The sequence below is a fragment of the Leisingera thetidis genome (genome assembly GCF_025857195.1).
Lineage (GTDB): Bacteria > Pseudomonadota > Alphaproteobacteria > Rhodobacterales > Rhodobacteraceae > Leisingera > Leisingera thetidis.
Map to the genome: position 1 here is coordinate 62,119 of NZ_CP109793.1, position 15,775 is coordinate 77,893.

General features: G+C 58.5%; 14 protein-coding genes and 3 pseudogenes. 7 read left to right on the top strand and 10 right to left on the bottom strand.

Features of this window, described 5'->3' with window-relative positions; genetic code table 11:
• Positions 1 to 89: 89 nt before the first annotated feature.
• The 5 genes and pseudogenes from OKQ63_RS25630 to OKQ63_RS25650 all read left to right on the top strand — a co-directional run bounded on the left by OKQ63_RS25630 (position 90) and on the right by OKQ63_RS25650 (position 4,192).
• Positions 90 to 1,339 (top strand): annotated as a pseudogene (locus OKQ63_RS25630) (IS256 family transposase).
• 120 nt (positions 1,340 to 1,459) lie between these two features.
• Positions 1,460 to 1,861 (top strand): IS66-like element accessory protein TnpA, encoded by a 402-nt coding sequence (gene tnpA, locus OKQ63_RS25635; RefSeq protein ID WP_175393025.1) that lies wholly within the window; start codon positions 1,460 to 1,462, stop codon positions 1,859 to 1,861.
• A complete protein-coding gene (tnpB, locus tag OKQ63_RS25640) occupies positions 1,858 to 2,205 on the top strand; it encodes an IS66 family insertion sequence element accessory protein TnpB (RefSeq protein ID WP_141889229.1) in 348 nt (115 codons plus the stop codon). The genes tnpA and tnpB overlap by 4 nt, the downstream gene beginning before the upstream one ends.
• A gap of 62 nt (positions 2,206 to 2,267) precedes the next feature.
• Positions 2,268 to 3,896, top strand: a complete 1,629-nt coding sequence (tnpC, locus tag OKQ63_RS25645; RefSeq protein WP_264213928.1) for an IS66 family transposase — start codon at positions 2,268 to 2,270, stop codon at positions 3,894 to 3,896.
• A complete protein-coding gene (locus tag OKQ63_RS25650) occupies positions 3,896 to 4,192 on the top strand; it encodes a hypothetical protein (RefSeq protein WP_264210717.1) in 297 nt (98 codons plus the stop codon). Before tnpC ends, OKQ63_RS25650 begins: the two co-directional genes overlap by 1 nt.
• Before the next feature lie 741 nt (positions 4,193 to 4,933).
• Here OKQ63_RS25650 and OKQ63_RS25655 read toward each other — a convergent pair.
• The 6 genes from OKQ63_RS25655 to OKQ63_RS25680 all read right to left on the bottom strand — a co-directional run bounded on the left by OKQ63_RS25655 (position 4,934) and on the right by OKQ63_RS25680 (position 10,168).
• Entirely contained in the window at positions 4,934 to 5,398 is a 465-nt protein-coding gene (locus OKQ63_RS25655) for an RbsD/FucU domain-containing protein (protein ID WP_264214701.1), read from the bottom strand.
• A 99-nt stretch (positions 5,399 to 5,497) separates the two neighbouring features.
• Positions 5,498 to 6,265 (bottom strand): alpha/beta hydrolase, encoded by a 768-nt coding sequence (locus OKQ63_RS25660; protein WP_264214702.1) that lies wholly within the window; start codon positions 6,263 to 6,265, stop codon positions 5,498 to 5,500.
• The gene (locus OKQ63_RS25665) at positions 6,252 to 7,313 is read right to left on the bottom strand and encodes an ABC transporter substrate-binding protein (RefSeq protein ID WP_264214703.1); all 1,062 of its coding nucleotides are present in this window, start codon (positions 7,311 to 7,313) and stop codon (positions 6,252 to 6,254) included. The genes OKQ63_RS25660 and OKQ63_RS25665 overlap by 14 nt, the downstream gene beginning before the upstream one ends.
• A 100-nt stretch (positions 7,314 to 7,413) precedes the next feature.
• Complete coding sequence (locus OKQ63_RS25670; protein WP_264214704.1) at positions 7,414 to 8,229, bottom strand: ABC transporter ATP-binding protein; 816 nt, start codon at positions 8,227 to 8,229, stop codon at positions 7,414 to 7,416.
• A gap of 4 nt (positions 8,230 to 8,233) precedes the next feature.
• Entirely contained in the window at positions 8,234 to 9,049 is an 816-nt protein-coding gene (locus tag OKQ63_RS25675; protein ID WP_264214705.1) for an ABC transporter permease, read from the bottom strand.
• A gap of 108 nt (positions 9,050 to 9,157) precedes the next feature.
• On the bottom strand, positions 9,158 to 10,168 hold the full coding sequence (locus OKQ63_RS25680; protein ID WP_264214706.1) for an ABC transporter substrate-binding protein: 1,011 nt from the start codon (positions 10,166 to 10,168) through the stop codon (positions 9,158 to 9,160).
• A gap of 452 nt (positions 10,169 to 10,620) precedes the next feature.
• Here OKQ63_RS25680 and OKQ63_RS25685 point away from each other — a divergent pair.
• Positions 10,621 to 11,868: pseudogene (locus OKQ63_RS25685) on the top strand (IS256 family transposase).
• Between the two features lie 81 nt (positions 11,869 to 11,949).
• Here OKQ63_RS25685 and OKQ63_RS25690 read toward each other — a convergent pair.
• The 4 genes and pseudogenes from OKQ63_RS25690 to OKQ63_RS25705 form a co-directional block, all read right to left on the bottom strand.
• Positions 11,950 to 13,516: pseudogene (locus tag OKQ63_RS25690) on the bottom strand (malonate--CoA ligase).
• Between the two features lie 14 nt (positions 13,517 to 13,530).
• Positions 13,531 to 14,325, bottom strand: coding sequence for a malonyl-CoA decarboxylase domain-containing protein (locus OKQ63_RS25695; RefSeq protein ID WP_350356328.1), 795 nt, complete (start codon positions 14,323 to 14,325; stop codon positions 13,531 to 13,533).
• A complete protein-coding gene (locus OKQ63_RS25700; protein ID WP_264214764.1) occupies positions 14,213 to 14,551 on the bottom strand; it encodes a malonyl-CoA decarboxylase in 339 nt (112 codons plus the stop codon). The genes OKQ63_RS25695 and OKQ63_RS25700 overlap by 113 nt, the downstream gene beginning before the upstream one ends.
• Positions 14,541 to 14,888 carry a hypothetical protein gene (locus tag OKQ63_RS25705; protein WP_264214707.1) on the bottom strand — a complete coding sequence of 116 codons (348 nt, stop codon included), beginning with the start codon at positions 14,886 to 14,888 and terminating at the stop codon, positions 14,541 to 14,543. Before OKQ63_RS25705 ends, OKQ63_RS25700 begins: the two co-directional genes overlap by 11 nt.
• Between OKQ63_RS25705 and OKQ63_RS25710 the strand changes: the two genes are divergently transcribed.
• Entirely contained in the window at positions 14,887 to 15,681 is a 795-nt protein-coding gene (locus OKQ63_RS25710; protein ID WP_264214708.1) for a GntR family transcriptional regulator, read from the top strand. The genes OKQ63_RS25705 and OKQ63_RS25710 overlap by 2 nt on opposite strands.
• Positions 15,682 to 15,775: the final 94 nt, after the last annotated feature.

Here is a 15,775-nt window from a genome sequence, read left to right on the forward strand (position 1 = left end):
TCTGGTGTTTGGGCGGTTTGAAAGCTGGCGGTGCATCTGGTTGGTTTGATGTCGCCAAACAAACCACCAACCATCGAGGACGCACCACCATGAATGACGCTACCATCATCGAATTTGCCGGTCGAGACACCGTGTCGGACCCGCTGACGGATCTTCTGCGCAAGGGCGCGCGGGAGCTTCTGCAAACGGCGGTCGAGGCGGAGCTGGACGCTTTTTCCTGGCCGAATTTGCGAAACACCGCACCCCGGAGGGCCGGGCCGCGGTTGTTCGGAACGGACACCACCCCGAACGCGCCGTGCAGACCGGGATCGGCCCGGTCACGGTGCAGATCCCGAAGGTGCGCTCGAAGACGGGCGCGCCTGTGGCGTTCCGCTCGGCGCTGGTCCCGCCTTACGTCCGCAAGGCGAAGTCGATCGAGGCGGCGCTGCCCTGGCTGTACCTCAAGGGCATCTCTACGGGCGAGATGGGCGCAGCACTCAAGGCGCTCCTGGGCCCGGACGCGACCGGCTTCTCGGCCAAGACAGTGGCGCGGCTGAAGGCGCAATGGGCGGAGGAGTACGACGCCTGGCGCAAGGCCGATCTTGGCCGTGATGAATGGGTCTATGTCTGGGCCGACGGGATCTACAGCGGCTTGCGCGGCACAGATGACCGGCTCTGCGCCCTGGTCGTGATCGGCGTCAATGCGCGCGGCGAGAAGCATTTCCTGGCCATCGAGGACGGCGTGCGGGAAAGCACCCAAAGCTGGCGCGAGGTCCTGCTGGGGCTCAAAAGCCGCGGCCTCAACGCTCCGAAACTGGCGGTCGGCGACGGGGCCATGGGATTTTGGGCGGCTCTTGAGGAAGTCTATCCCTCCACCCGGCAACAGCGCTGCTGGGTGCATAAGACGGGCAACGTTCTGAACTATCTGCCAAAGCGCAGTCAGCCCAAGGCAAAGAAGGCGCTGCACGACATCTGGCAGGCCGAGACCCGTGAAGATGCCCGCAAGGAGTTTGACTTGTTCGTCGGCACCTACGAAGCGAAATACCCCAAGGCGGTCGAATGCCTGGTCAAGGACCGCGACGAACTGCTGACCTTCTACGACTTCCCCGCCCAGCACTGGCAGAGCATCAGGACGTCAAATCCCATCGAGAGCGCGTTCGCCACCATCCGCCACCGCACGAAACGCACCAAGGGATGCCTGAGCCGGGACGGGATGCTCCACATGATGTTCAAGCTCGGCCAATGCGCTGAGAAAAGCTGGCGCAAGCTGCGCGGCTTCGCTCATCTCGCAGACGTCATCGAAGGCGTCGATTTCATCAACGGCATCAAGCCATCAACACAAGATCAGGCCGCCGCTTGATGACCGCCCAAACACCAGATTTGACAATAGCTCGTCACAGAAACGGCGTAACCGCCCGATTTGAACCGCCTGCTCGTGTGTCCTGGAGATTGCTAAGAGACGTCCATAAAGACGTCTTTAATGACGTCTCCTACAGGGAGGGAGGCAGCTGTGCGGGGCGAAATTCTTGGCTTGGAGCGTCGGCGCCGCTGGAGTGACGACGAGAAGTTGGCGATTGTGCTTTCGGTCGGGGTGAACGGCGCGACCGTGTCGCAGGTCGCACAGCGCCACGAGATCAGGCGGCAGCAGATCTATGCCTGGCGATACGAGCTGAGGAGGAAGGGGCTTCTGACGCCAGACGACGCGACGCTATTCCTGCCCGTCGATATTACGTCGCCGCCGGAACCGCCGGAAGCGTGCGCCCCTGAAGCGAGCTTGGCGTTGATTGAGGTGGTTCTGCGCAATGGTCGCAGCTTGCGGGTCGATGCCCATGTGGATGCGGCGGTGCTGACCCGTTTGATCCAGGCGGTGGAGGCGGCATGATCGGCCCGGGCACCGGCATTCGCGTTTACCTGGCCTGCGGTCACACTGATATGCGCAAAGGTATCGCGGGGCTTTCAGCGATCGCGCAGGATGTCTTGAGGCAGCGGCCATCGAACGGTGCCGTGTTCGCGTTTCGAGGGCGCCGCGGCGACAGGGTGAAGCTTCTGTATTGGGATGGCCAGGGCTTTTGCCTGTATTACAAAGTCCTGGAGAAGGGTCGTTTCCCATGGCCTGCGGCGACGGATGGCAGCGTGCGTCTGACCGCCGCTCAATTGGCCATGCTCTGGGAGGGGATCGACTGGCGCAGGCCGGATTGGGGCGCGCCACCAGCCCGGACGGGCTGATTTATCTCTCTGGAATTGTTTGTTTTTATGGCGTCCGATCTGGGAGAATGGTATCCACCACCATGTCCGTAGAAGCCACGCCTCTCCCCAATGATCCCGCCGTTCTGAAGGCGATGATCGCCGCGTTGCAGGCGGAAAACCAAAAGATGTCCGCCAGTTTGCGGGCGCATGATCTGCTGGTTCAGGCGCTGCGCGTCCGGATTGCCAGATTGCAGAAGCAGAAATTCGGCTCCAGTTCGGAAAAGATCGAGCGGGAGATCGAGCAACTGGAACTGGCGCTGGAGGACCTGCAGGTTGCGCTCGCCGAGGCGGATGAACTGCCGCCGGAGGGCGATGATGAGCCGGAGACGGACAACCAGACCCCGGAACCAGCCGAACCGCGGGAGTCGAGGCGCCGCCGTCCGAAGGTGTCGCAGGACACGCCGCGCGAACGCCGCGAGCTTGACCCCGGCGACAGTTGCCCGGATTGCGGGGGCGATCTGCGTGTGGTCGGGGAGGATGTCAGCGAGCTGATCGACATGATTGCAGCCCAGCTGAAGGTCATCGAGATCGCGCGTATCAAGAAATCCTGCCGGCGCTGCGAGCGTATGGTTCAAAGCCCGGCACCCAGCCGTCCGATCCCACGGAGCATGGCGGGCCCGAACCTTCTGGCTTATGTGCTGACCTCGAAGTTCGACGACCACGTGCCGTTGTATCGTCAGAACGAGATCTTCGCCCGCATGGGGGCAGACATCCCTGACACGACCCTGGTCGACTGGTGCGGCGGGGCAATGAAGACGCTGGCGCCGCTGATCGAGAAGATCGAGGCCGAGATCATGGCCAGCAATCTTCTGCACGCAGATGACACGCCCATCCGGGTTCTCGATCGCGGCCGCCGCGACAAGGGGCTCGGAAAGGGCGTCAAGAAAGGCCGGATCTGGGCCTATGTCCGGGATCAGCGCCCATGGGCGGGCACGGCCCCGCCGGGTGCGGTCTATCACTTTGCCCCGGACTGGAAGGAAGAGCATGTCCTCGCCCATCTTAGCGAGACCAGCGGCATTCTCCAGGCTGATGGCTACAAGGGGTATGCCAAGCTCTATGCCGCGGACCTGGACGGCAAGAGCCAGTTCCGGGAGGCCGCGTGCTGGGCGCATCTTCGCCGCGACTTTCACGATGTCTGGACCGCGACGAAATCCGCAATCGCGCGCGAGGCGCTCGACCGTATCGGCAAGCTCTACGACATCGAACGGGAAATCAGCGGCAAGCCTGCCGAACTGCGGCTGGCCGTGCGCCAAAAGGAAAGCAAGCCCAAGGTTGATGCGTTCCGGGACTGGGCCGAAAGGCAGCTCACCCGTATTCCCGGTAAGAGTGATCTGGCCAAGGCGTTCCGCTACGGGCTGAGCCGCTGGGCTTCATTCACGCTGTTTCTGGAGGACGGGCGCGTGGCCATCGACAACAATCCCGCCGAGCGCGCGCTGCGGCCCATTGGCGTTGGCAGGCGGAACTGGCTATTCGCGGGTTCGGATACCGGCGGTGAAACGCTCGCCCGCGCCATGACCGTCATCGAGACGGCAAAGATGAACGGCCTCGATCCGCAGGCCTACCTCGCAGATGTCTTGGACCGTATCCACGATCACATGGTCAACCGGCTGGCCGAATTACTCCCTTGGAACTGGAAGCCGGCAGATCAGAAACGCAGCGAGGCTGCGTGATGGCAGCGACGACCTACGTCTGCTCCATCGCCCATGTCGCCAGCCTGCTGGGCGAGGATCCTGGACTTCTCGAGGCCATCGTCAGCAACGACGACAACCTCTCCTACGGCAACATCGTCAGCGTCCACATCGGACGGGACGACTACATTACGGCGCTGACCGACGAGGGCATCGACGAATTGCGCGACATGCTGGCATCAGCACGAGTGTCCGTTGAGGCATGGCACAGCTTCCTCGAAGACTTCGTCGCTGAGCCCGACATCATCGCCCGCGTCAACAATCAACCGCTGCGGTAAAAATCGGGCGCTTACGAAACGGCTGTACCCGTAGCCATCAGGATGGGCCGCGCGGTACTCTTCCCACAGCAAGCGAAGCGTCACGCCTTTGCGCCGCAATTCCCGGTGGACGTATGCCCAGTCTGGCTGAAAGGCGCGCCGCGCCGCCTCCCGGGCAGTGCGCGGATAGAGGAGCCGTTCAAGCTCGCTGTCCGACATCTCCGCTGGCAGCGGCCAGCTTAAGCCTGCCTCATGGGCGCGATCCAGATACCCTTGCAGCGTGGTGCGGCCGATCGCCAAGCTCGACGCCATCTGGCGGGTCGATAAACCCTCGGCTGAAAGTCGCAGTACGTCTCGTATCTTCCGCATCGGCAATCTCTTCATCGGGCTTCCTTCGGTCGGGGAAAACCGAAAGGTAGCGAGTTGAAAGATGCCTCGCAGCAGGGCGTCAGAAGGGTGGCCGGATGTTCCGGAATCAGTGGCCGGATAAAATCGGAATCAGTGGCCGGATGTTTTTGGAATGGGTGGCCGGATCACACTGGAATACGCAGACGTGCATAAATCGAGAATTATGCGCACCCGATGCGGCTAAATGATTTCAATGGCTTGGTGTGTGCAAGACTCACATGCTGAAACATATTCGTCATGAAACCCAAGAGTTTGCTTTCTGTTTAGAAGTGATGCATGTCGGACCCTTCCAGGGGTGACAAGCGTCACGCCAGCCTGAAAGAGTCCGGTATCGACGATCTAACGATTCAAATGTCAAAGTATCTCGATATCGCCAACTTCGGTTCCGCGAATAATTTTGATATCAGCACTGGAGTAACCACCCAGCAGGGCGACGTTGCCATGAACGCTATAGTCGCCGGTTCTAATGATTAGCTTTGCAACATTTCTGATCGCATACATGTTGGGGCGGTATTTGGTCGTCGTCACGCGATGCTCTCCGAATATCTCAACCACGGCCGTATACTTTTCGGGATTGATTTCGACCATTTCTTCCGCCACGAGCGCTCTTTCGATGTCGCCGTTATCTCGCAATAGTGGCAGAATCTGCTCAAGCGACACGAGTCCCGGGGCTACACCAAGGTCCAGTACTGGCACGCCGATATCGTCCGGGATTTGTCCGCCCGCATCAGCAACATAAATGATCTCGCCGTGGCGGAGCGATGCCAAAGCTGCTGCAATTGTGCCGTGGAGAATTCTGTCGTCCTTACCGTACTGCATTCTTTTTTCCTTCTTTCGTTTCTTAAACTGACTAGATGAGTTCTTTGAAGTATCCTGATCGTGTGGGAGCCTAGTCACGCGCATAGTCGGCAGCCGACTTCATGACTGTGTCACGTTCGCCCTCAGATATTCGATAACTTCCGCGGCAATCGAATCGTGCATCTTGTCGTTGATGATGTCGTGATGACCGTCCGGAACATTGATGAAGCGAGCATTTTTCAGCCGGCCCGCATAAGCGGCGTTGAACTGAGGCGGCGCAATTGTGTCCTCGGTCCCATTGATGAGGAGTATCGGTAGCGAAACGTCTACCAGAGCCACTTCAATTTCGCGCCTCACGTCTTCAGTCGCTTTTCGCCGTTCAATTATCCTTTCCGGCGGCGCCACAAACCCGTAAGGATCCTCGCTCAGCAATTTCAAATAGTCCGGGTCCTTCGTAACGATTGTATCCGGCGGAATGTCATAGGTTGAGTCTGTCAGGACCGTCCCCGTCAGGACGAGGCCCTGAATAACATCTGCCAGTGCGTCACGACATGTCAGCAGCGCTGCGGTTGTCCCTCCCAACGAATGACCCATGAGAAACAAAGGCGTGTCGTCGGTCTGGCTGTCCGCGAAGGACAACAGTCTACGCGCCGCCGCCAACAGAGGTTCGAAGGACTGAACCCGCCCGCGTTCGCCATCGGATCGCCCATGTCCAGGTTGGTCAAGCGCCCAGACATGAAAGTCGGCCGCATTCAACTTCGCGAAAAAGCGTTCGTAGTGCCCGGTGTTTTCGCCAAAACCATGCAGGAAAACGAGATGTGCAGTCGGGTTTTTGACAGGCCAGGAAGAGTGGTAGACGCTGCCGAATTCAGTATCAAAGGTTGCCATGTGCTGACGCCTTTCGTGTCGGTACTGCAATGTCGATATCAGTGGCCCTGATGCACGGTTCGAAAGTGGCCGTGTCCCAGTCCGGCAGAACCGCGACTTGATCTCTCATTTTCTCCCACCGGTCGTGTTCAAGCTTGATATTGAAGTTCATCCCGAACTCGTCCCACATCCGTTCCGCCAGAGCAGGAGGCAAGTTCATGTCATTTTCCAGATAGGACAGGACCACGCTTCTGTTCTCCTCGTCGACTACGAAAGCGTATGTTTCCGTCAGGGCACTGCAAAAAGCCTCGGCAGTCTGGGGACTCTGTTCGACGAACGCCGCATTCGCGGAAAAAACCGAAAACAGGAAATCGGTTCCATAAACGTCGCTCTTCACCGATTTGTTATCAACTAGCGGAATCGCTGCGTCAGAGTCGATCAGTTGATCGCTGGGCGGAATGACCACAAGGAAATCGACCTGATTGTTCATGATTGCGCCCGCAGCGCCCACTCCGGTGCCGACCGAGACATATTCAACTGAGGAAATCGGATCGAGCCCGGCATCGCTCAGGACCTTTGAAACCAGCCGTTCTGTGGCGCCGCCGCGCGCCACGACGCCGATGCGCTTGCCCTCGAAATCCCGTATGTTCTCAGGATACGGGGAGTAGAAGTGCGGCAAGGGAATGTTCGAACTGGCCACGATGGAATAGTCGATATCGTAATTGGACGAAAGAACGATGAGTGGCGCGCCGCGGCTGATGGCGGAAAATACCAGGCCCGCACTCACATGGGTCACATCCGCTTTGTACTCCAGGACGTCCGCAAGCATCGTCGCGCCGCCTGGCCAAGCCCGAAAATCCAGCTCAAGCCCATGTTCTCTCATGATGCCGAGATCCTGACCAATCTTGGGCAGAAGGCCATCGAGCGTGTCGATCGAGGTCGAGATCCGGACGGTGACCATGGTCTCTGATTGCGCCGTGGCGCCGGTGGTGCCGGAGATCCCGAGGACGGACACAAGCATAGGCACTATCAGAACTTGCTTGGCTTTATTGATAAGGTCAGTGTCCATTCCGCATTCCAGTTATCGTGTTTTCGGGACTCAAAGCGTCTCTGGCGCCGGGTTGACTGGGTCCAGTGCTCGTGCACGCCCTCGTGAGGAGGGCCGGCCGTTAATCATGCGCGAGTATCTTGCGAATCTCGTTGAAGATCGCGCGGGATTCCGGATCGGCCGAAATTTCGAACAGGTCTCGCGGCCGGTCGAAGGTAACCTGGAATTCCTCGACCACTTTCCCATCATGGAATGCCACGATCCGGTCCGCGAGCATGATAGCCTCGTTGATATCGTGCGTAACGAATACGATCGTGCGCTTATCCTGCTCCCAGGTTCGGAGAAACTCTTCCTGAAGCGATTCCCGCGTCTGCGCATCAAGTGCTGCGAAGGGTTCGTCCATCAACAAGAGGCGGGGGTGCAGTGCCCAAGTTCTGGCGAGAGCCACCCGTTGCCTTTGCCCTTGGGATAATTGCTGCGGATAGTTTTCCATGAGATGCCCCAAACGCACCATTTCGAGGTTCTGTCGCGCCGTGGCCTTGCGGGTCTTTTCGTCGACGCCTCGAATTTCCATTCCGAATTCGACGTTACCCAATGCGGTGCGCCATGGAAGCAGTGCATCGCGTGCGAACATGTACCCCATGTCATCCAGAGCCGATTTTGGCGGTTTTCCGAGAACGGTAATCTGGCCTAAACTCGGTTTGGCCAACCCGGAGATGACATTAAGCGCGGTCGTTTTGCCACACCCGCTCTGGCCCACGAAGACCACTAGTTCACCCTCGCGGATACGCAGGTCAACGTTGTCCAAGGCCTTGATGACGCTGCCATCCAGACGACGGTACTCCACGGACACCGACTGAAACTCTGCGGCAAGTTCGGCCGAAAAGTTGGCCGTTGTCACGACATTGTCGGATGTTTTTGGCTTGGTGTCGATCATTTCATTATCCTGCGCGGTGTTTCAGAATTTTCTTTTCCAGCATTGCCATCAAGACGTTGATGAGTGAGGCCACTACAGCTAGGACGATGACCACAGCATAGACCCCTTCCAGGGCAAAAATTCCAGCGTACCAGGCGACGAGTTGGCCAAGGCCGATTTCAGAAGCGAGAATTTCCGATGTGGTCACGCCAAGAAGGGAATAGATCACGCCCAGTCGCAGTCCGCCAAATATCGACGGTACAGCACTGGGGAGAAGGATCTTCATGAACATCTGTCGTTTGTTGATGTTCATGGCCCGTGCCATCGTGAGGATATCGTTGTCAATGGTCCGGATTCCGGCTCGCGCACTGACGATCAGGATGAAGACAACAACCGAGAAAGCGAGCGCGATCTTTGCCGATTGGTCGATGCCGAAAAGCAAAATGAATACGGGGGCAAAGGCGATCCTTGGCATTGCATTGATCGCGCTCAGATAGGGGTCGATGAGTGCTTCGATTTTTGGGAAAAGCCCCAAGCCGATTCCGATAACGATACCGACAGCACTGGCCAGGATGAACGCGATCACAGTTGCTTCCAGTGTTGAATACAGGGCGGGTAGAAGCGTTCCGTCCAGCAATATCTTGACGAAGAAATCCCAGACTTCTTTCGGACTGCGCGCGATGAGCGGCTTCACCACGCCCATCTGATAAACTGCTTGCCAGAACGCCAGGAATGCAAGGCCCACGAGCACCTGGCCCATCAGCAGCTTAAGTCTAGCATTTCGCTTTAAGCGACGTTCCAGGGTTTGATACTCATCTGCCGAGAGCGCTACACTGGCCATGTCGTAAACTCCAGTTTGTTGGTCTGGGGAGAGCATAGGCAAAAAACAGACTGCTGTTTCCGAATGCGCTTGCCGCATGCCCTCCCCGACTCCTTTCCTTCAGGGAGGTTAGCGTGACGTGATATCGACGCAGGGCTGATAGACGGACGTTTGCCAATCAGGCACGAAATCCGTGAAGTTACTCATGTTGTTCCACCCCTCCTCGGTCAGTTCGAACCGGAAGTTCCCGGAATAGGTGTTCCACAATTGGGCGGCATCCTCCTGTTCGAGGTTCATCGCAGCGGAAAGGTAGCCAACGACTTCGTCTTGGTTGGCTGGTTCCTTCGCAAAGGCGAGGGTTTCTTGAATGCCTTCGCAGAAGGCTTGGGCCACATCGGGGCGCTCTTCCACAAAGTCCCTGTTCGCGGCAAAGACCGTAAAAAGATAATCCGGTGCATACACGTCGTTATGCGTCGACTCGATGTCGACCAGAAGGTTCATCTTTTCCGAATTGATGAGGAGATCGGTGGGCGGAATCACCACCATGGCGTCGACCTGGTCGTTTTCAAAGGCGCCCGCCGCGCCAACTCCCGTGCCCACGGAAACGTATGTCACATCCTTTTCGACATCCATACCGGCGTCGGAGAGCATCTTGCGCACCATGCGCTCGGTGGCGCCGCCACGACCAGCAATGCCAATACGGCGACCGGCCAGATCTTTGACGAGCTCAGGGTAGCCGGACTGCTGATTGGGCCAGTCGAGTCCAGCTTGACCGATGAAGGTGTAGTCGATGTCATAGTTTCCAGACAGGAACACAAAATCTGCGCCCTTCTCGATCGCCGGGAAATAGAGCGCCGTGCTGACGTGCGTGATATCTGCAGAGCCGCCCACAACCGCCGAGACCATCGCCGGTCCGTTTGCCCCGCGGATAAAGCTGAGGTTAAGGCCTTTGGCTTCCATGATGCCCAGATGCTCGCCGAGCTGCGGCAACATCGCATCCAGCGTGTCGATCGATGTTGAGATCGTGACCCGCTCCAGGTCAGCTGCACTCGCAGCACCTGCTCCGATAGCAAGGGCTGCAACCAAGGTGGTCAGTATAGTTGTCGACTTGATTTGGTGGATCGGCGAGGATCTTGTCATTTCTCTCTCCCTTTCCCCTCTCCCAAGGGGCTGTGGCTTTCTGTGATACGAATGGCGCAATAAGGCTGGATTTCATGTGGCCAATGCGGCATTCTCTCTTATGGGAACGATTTCATTTCTTCGCAGAAGCTTGCACAACCGATTCGCACCCAGTGTCCATGTTATACATTTATCTTTTTTTGTTGTCTACGTTTTTCACCGTGTTGTATATATCAGCGGTGCTATCCAAGATCCCGAGATATGAGATCTATGACATTCAATCCCATCTTCGTCAGAAATCAGTTCGTTCGAAAAAGGTTATTCTATCCTGGACCATCGGTTCACGCTATCGATCCGGACAAGCCTTGGGCAGCTATGGCTGAATCTGGTGTTTGGGCGGTTTGAAAGCTGGCGGTGCATCTGGTTGGTTTGATGTCGCCAAACAAACCACCAACCATCGAGGACGCACCACCATGAATGACGCTACCATCATCGAATTTGCCGGTCGAGACACCGTGTCGGACCCGCTGACGGATCTTCTGCGCAAGGGCGCGCGGGAGCTTCTGCAAACGGCGGTCGAGGCGGAGCTGGACGCTTTCCTGGCCGAATTTGCGAAACACCGCACCCCGGAGGGCCGGGCCGCGGTTGTTCGGAACGGACACCACCCCGAACGCGCCGTGCAGACCGGGATCGGCCCGGTCACGGTGCAGATCCCGAAGGTGCGCTCGAAGACGGGCGCGCCTGTGGCGTTCCGCTCGGCGCTGGTCCCGCCTACGTCCGCAAGGCGAAGTCGATCGAGGCGGCGCTGCCCTGGCTGTACCTCAAGGGCATCTCTACGGGCGAGATGGGCGCAGCACTCAAGGCGCTCCTGGGCCCGGACGCGACCGGCTTCTCGGCCAAGACAGTGGCGCGGCTGAAGGCGCAATGGGCGGAGGAGTACGACGCCTGGCGCAAGGCCGATCTTGGCCGTGATGAATGGGTCTATGTCTGGGCCGACGGGATCTACAGCGGCTTGCGCGGCACAGATGACCGGCTCTGCGCCCTGGTCGTGATCGGCGTCAATGCGCGCGGCGAGAAGCATTTCCTGGCCATCGAGGACGGCGTGCGGGAAAGCACCCAAAGCTGGCGCGAGGTCCTGCTGGGGCTCAAAAGCCGCGGCCTCAACGCTCCGAAACTGGCGGTCGGCGACGGGGCCATGGGATTTTGGGCGGCTCTTGAGGAAGTCTATCCCTCCACCCGGCAACAGCGCTGCTGGGTGCATAAGACGGGCAACGTTCTGAACTATCTGCCAAAGCGCAGTCAGCCCAAGGCAAAGAAGGCGCTGCACGACATCTGGCAGGCCGAGACCCGTGAAGATGCCCGCAAGGAGTTTGACTTGTTCGTCGGCACCTACGAAGCGAAATACCCCAAGGCGGTCGAATGCCTGGTCAAGGACCGCGACGAACTGCTGACCTTCTACGACTTCCCCCGCCCAGCACTGGCAGAGCATCAGGACGTCAAATCCCATCGAGAGCGCGTTCGCCACCATCCGCCACCGCACGAAACGCACCAAGGGATGCCTGAGCCGGGACGGGATGCTCCACATGATGTTCAAGCTCGGCCAATGCGCTGAGAAAAGCTGGCGCAAGCTGCGCGGCTTCGCTCATCTCGCAGACGTCATCGAAGGCGTCGATTTCATCAACGGCATCAAGCCATCAACACAAGATCAGGCCGCCGCTTGATGACCGCCCAAACACCAGATTTGACAATAGCTCAGCCTTGGGCCATACCATGCTCTCCGGTGACTACACCGCTCTTGCGCTCTACCGCCAAAAAACTGGACCTTTTTGCCCCGGTTGTGAGGAAAGGTTTCCGTTTGGTGAATAAAGGTCAGCAAATCGGGTCCGCAGTTCAGCCTTTTGCACCTTGCCCATGGCGTTGCGCGGCAAGGAATCCACGACAATCGCTGCCCTCGGCTGCTTGTAGCGGGCAAGTTTTTCGGAAAGCGCATGGAAAAGTCTGTCCTTTTCAAGAGCGGCTCCAGGCTGCAGCACCACCACCGCCGTCACGTACTCGCCGAAATCCGGGTGGGGCACACCGATAACTGCTGACTCGGCGATCTCGGGAAGCTCGTCGATGGCTGTTTCGACTTCCTTGGGATAGACGTTGTACCCTCCACTAATCACTAGGTCCTTGTCACGGCCGACGATGTGCAGGTAGCCGTCGGTGTCGACAAAGCCGAGATCGCCGGTGACGAAGAACCCGTCAGACCGAAATTCTGCGGCTGTTTTCTCCGGCATCCGCCAGTAGCCTTGGAACACGTTTGGCCCCCGGACCTCGATCACACCGGTTTCACCAGAGGCAACAAGCGCGCGCGTCTCGCGGTCGGTGATCCTGATCTCCACATCTGTCAGTGGAAACCCCACGGCCCCGGTTCGGCGCTCCCCATCGTAGGGGTTCGAAGCAATCATGCAGGTTTCTGTCATACCGTAGCGCTCGAGGATCACGTGGCCGGTCCGTACAAAAAAATTGCGTGTGCACGTCCTGGAGCAAAGGCGCAGAACCCGACACGAAGAGTCGCATTGACCGGGTCGCGTCGCGGTCGAGTCGAGGCGAAGACAGAAGGCGGGTATAGAAGGTCGGCACGCCCATGAGCACAGTGGCATTAGCCATCTCGTCGATGACCTGGTCGACGTTGAAGCCGGTCAGAAAGATCATCGTGGCGCCTGCCGTGAGTGCCATGTTGCAGGCCACAAAGAGGCCATGGGTGTGAAATATCGGCAGCGCGTGAATAAGCCTGTCGGTGCTGTCGAAGCGCCAGGCCACGTTGAGGGCCATTGTGTTTGAAACCAGGTTTCCGTGGGTGAGCACCGCGCCCTTGGACCTTCCGGTTGTTCCCGACGTGTATAGAATGGCGGCAGGATCAGTTGCCGACCGGCTGACCTGCGTGCGTGCCGGAGCAGCGCCAGCCACGCGATCCATCAATGTACCGTCTCCCTCCGCGCCAAGGCTTTCGACTGCCAGCGCAGGAGACGCGTATCGTGAGTTCTGGTCGAGCATGCGGGGGGAGCAGACAAATAGCCTTGGCTCCGCATCGCCCAAGAAATAGTCGATTTCGGCGCCGGTGTAGCTCGTGTTGAGCGGCAGGAACAAAGCCCCCGTCCGCAGACAGGCAAGATATAACAGGACCGCTTCGGCGCTCTTGTCCACTTGTACAGCAACCCGGTCACCCGGAGATACGCCCAGATCCAGAAGCACCGTGGCAAACCGGAGAGCCAGATCCTGCGCCTCGCCATAGGTGATCTGCGACTGCCCCGGCCGCTCGAACAGCACCTTGAACTCATGCTTGCGGCAACAGAGGTCGAACATTTCCGGGATTGTACGGCTCATTTCAATATCTCGCTTCAGATGGAGTATGGGTGTGACGGATCGATCAGGCAGCTGCGCCCCCGATGGCTCCGCAAGGCGCGCCGCATGGAGGGGCCGCAGGCGATGCTGCCTTCGTTCGCGAAGGACTCGTGTCGGGATTCGATCTCGTCCAGCTCGTAGAGGTAGTTGATCATCACGCCGTGTGCGCGCTCCAGCGCGCCTTTCGCCAAGTCCGCAGGCCAATTGACCCGATACGCCGAGGCGCCGTTGCCCAGATGAAAGCGCGCCACCGGATCCACGGGCGCGCCGGCCGCGGTCTTGCCATGGACAACGTATCGCGCCGCCCAATACTGGACCTGGGGCTCAAGACCCTCGCACAGGGCCGCGTCGTTTTGCCATGCTCCGGCGGCCAATTGCGCGGCCAGTTCCTGCGCTCCAGTGTCGTCCTGGGTGTTGAGCCAGCCGGCAAATCCGGGAGCCGGCGACAAGGTCACAAAGGTCCGAATGTCTGTCAATTCCTGCGAAAGGTTGCTAACCACCTGCTTGATGAGAAAATTGCCAAACGACACACCCTTGAGGCCCGGCTGGCAATTGCTGATCGAATAGAAAACCGCCGTATCGGGGGCGTCGCTGGAAGCGGAGCTGTCGAGGGACAACAGCGGCATGATGGCGTCCGGAATTCCTTTGCACAGCGCTACCTCGACAAAGATAAGTGGCTCATCGCCGGTCGCGGGATGGAAGAAGCCGTAACAGCGGCGGTCGAACGGCTCGAGACGGCGTCGAAGATCGTTCCAGTCCCTGATTTGATGTACGGCCTCGTAGGCGACGATCTTTTTCCAGGATCGCAGCCGGTGAGTTCCAGTCGATCCGGCGCATCACCAGGAAGCCGCGGTTGAACCAGGACGTGAGCAGATGACAGAAATCGCTATCCAATGGCGCCAGATCTGGCTCTGAGCGCATCATCCGGAGCAGGTCCTGACGCATCCTGACCAATTGGATTGTGCCGCCGGGCGGGTGGTTGAGCATGCGCAGCAACTCCTGCCGCCTAGGCTCCACGGCTCTGAACAAGTCTACCAGTGCGGTTTCCGATTGGCCAGCCTCCCCAGGTCAAGTACGCGACCTTCAGAGCATCTGGGTCGGCGCTGTATTCGTCCAGAAGCAGCCGAAAGAAACGCGATTTGGCGGCGTCGTCGAGTTCGGCATAGGCTGCGAGCGCTTGGCCGGCCACGGCCATCCGCGATGCTTCGCCGCCCGGCAGCATCAGTTGCGCACAACCGTTGACAAGCCTGGTTTCGGCTGTTTGCGTCGACGTTTGCTTGGCTATCTTCAGGCCCATACGATCTGCGATGCTTTGGAAAAGGTCGCTCAGCAATGCGATGTTGGAACCCGTCATGACCTCTGTCTCCCGATGGCTTCTGCGTCTTATACACCCGAAAGACTATGTTGTATATAACAAAAACGGTTCTGGATTTTTCACCCAGGACCTTCTATGTTCTTTGAAAAGATTGAAAGGAGCATTGCGATTGGTACGCAAGTCGAACACGGCTCACATCCGGGAAACGCTTGAGAACGCCATCATCAATGGCCAGTACTCGCCCGGGGCTCGCCTAGACCCGGAACGGCTGGCTCGCGAGTTCAATTGTTCCCGCACACCAATTCGCGATGCGCTTCAGCAACTTGAAGCTTCGGGCCTGGTCCGCATCCACTCCAAGCAAGGTACCTTTGTCGCTGAATGGAGCATGGAAGAGCTGACCGAACGGTTCGAAGCAATGGCAGAATTGGAAGCGACCTGCGCGCGCCTCGCCGCCCGGCGAATTACAAACGAGGAACTGGCGGAACTTGAAGAAAAGCACGAAGCCACCCGCCAACTGGCAGAGGAAGAGCGCTTCGACGAATACTATGTTGCCAACTCGGCATTTCATCGCTGCATCTACAGAGCGTCTCATAATGCCTTTCTTGCGCAAGAGGCCATGCGCCTGCATTCGATGCTTCAACCCTATCGCCGAATACAGCTGCAAGTCCGCAACCGGGTAAAGCGGTCATTCAAGGAACACGATGCAGTCGTTGCCGCAATTCGCAACGGCGACGACAAGGCTGCAGATAAGGCAATGCGGGATCATGTTCTGATACAAGGCGACCGATTTCACGATCTGCTTGCGGCGCTGAGGGTGGAAGCAGCACAGTGAAAGACAAGGTGCCTTGCTGGTCGCGTCAATATACTTGCACCGTTGTTTGCACAAAGTGATCTGAAGCTTGATTTCCCTCCAGCTTTCGGGGAAA

Excerpts from the sequence above, each read along its gene's own strand:
- OKQ63_RS25650 (WP_264210717.1), top strand. The coding sequence starts at position 3,896 with ATGGCAGCGACGACCTACGTCTGCTCCATCGCCCATGTCGCCAGCCTG.
- tnpB (WP_141889229.1), top strand. The coding sequence starts at position 1,858 with ATGATCGGCCCGGGCACCGGCATTCGCGTTTACCTGGCCTGCGGTCAC.
- OKQ63_RS25655 (WP_264214701.1), bottom strand. The coding sequence starts at position 5,398 with ATGCAGTACGGTAAGGACGACAGAATTCTCCACGGCACAATTGCAGCA.
- tnpA (WP_175393025.1), top strand. The coding sequence starts at position 1,460 with ATGACGTCTCCTACAGGGAGGGAGGCAGCTGTGCGGGGCGAAATTCTT.
- OKQ63_RS25675 (WP_264214705.1), bottom strand. The coding sequence starts at position 9,049 with ATGGCCAGTGTAGCGCTCTCGGCAGATGAGTATCAAACCCTGGAACGT.
- OKQ63_RS25660 (WP_264214702.1), bottom strand. The coding sequence starts at position 6,265 with ATGGCAACCTTTGATACTGAATTCGGCAGCGTCTACCACTCTTCCTGG.
- tnpC (WP_264213928.1), top strand. The coding sequence starts at position 2,268 with ATGTCCGTAGAAGCCACGCCTCTCCCCAATGATCCCGCCGTTCTGAAG.
- OKQ63_RS25710 (WP_264214708.1), top strand. The coding sequence starts at position 14,887 with ATGACCTCTGTCTCCCGATGGCTTCTGCGTCTTATACACCCGAAAGAC.
- OKQ63_RS25670 (WP_264214704.1), bottom strand. The coding sequence starts at position 8,229 with ATGATCGACACCAAGCCAAAAACATCCGACAATGTCGTGACAACGGCC.
- OKQ63_RS25680 (WP_264214706.1), bottom strand. The coding sequence starts at position 10,168 with ATGACAAGATCCTCGCCGATCCACCAAATCAAGTCGACAACTATACTG.
- OKQ63_RS25665 (WP_264214703.1), bottom strand. The coding sequence starts at position 7,313 with ATGGACACTGACCTTATCAATAAAGCCAAGCAAGTTCTGATAGTGCCT.
- OKQ63_RS25705 (WP_264214707.1), bottom strand. The coding sequence starts at position 14,888 with ATGACGGGTTCCAACATCGCATTGCTGAGCGACCTTTTCCAAAGCATC.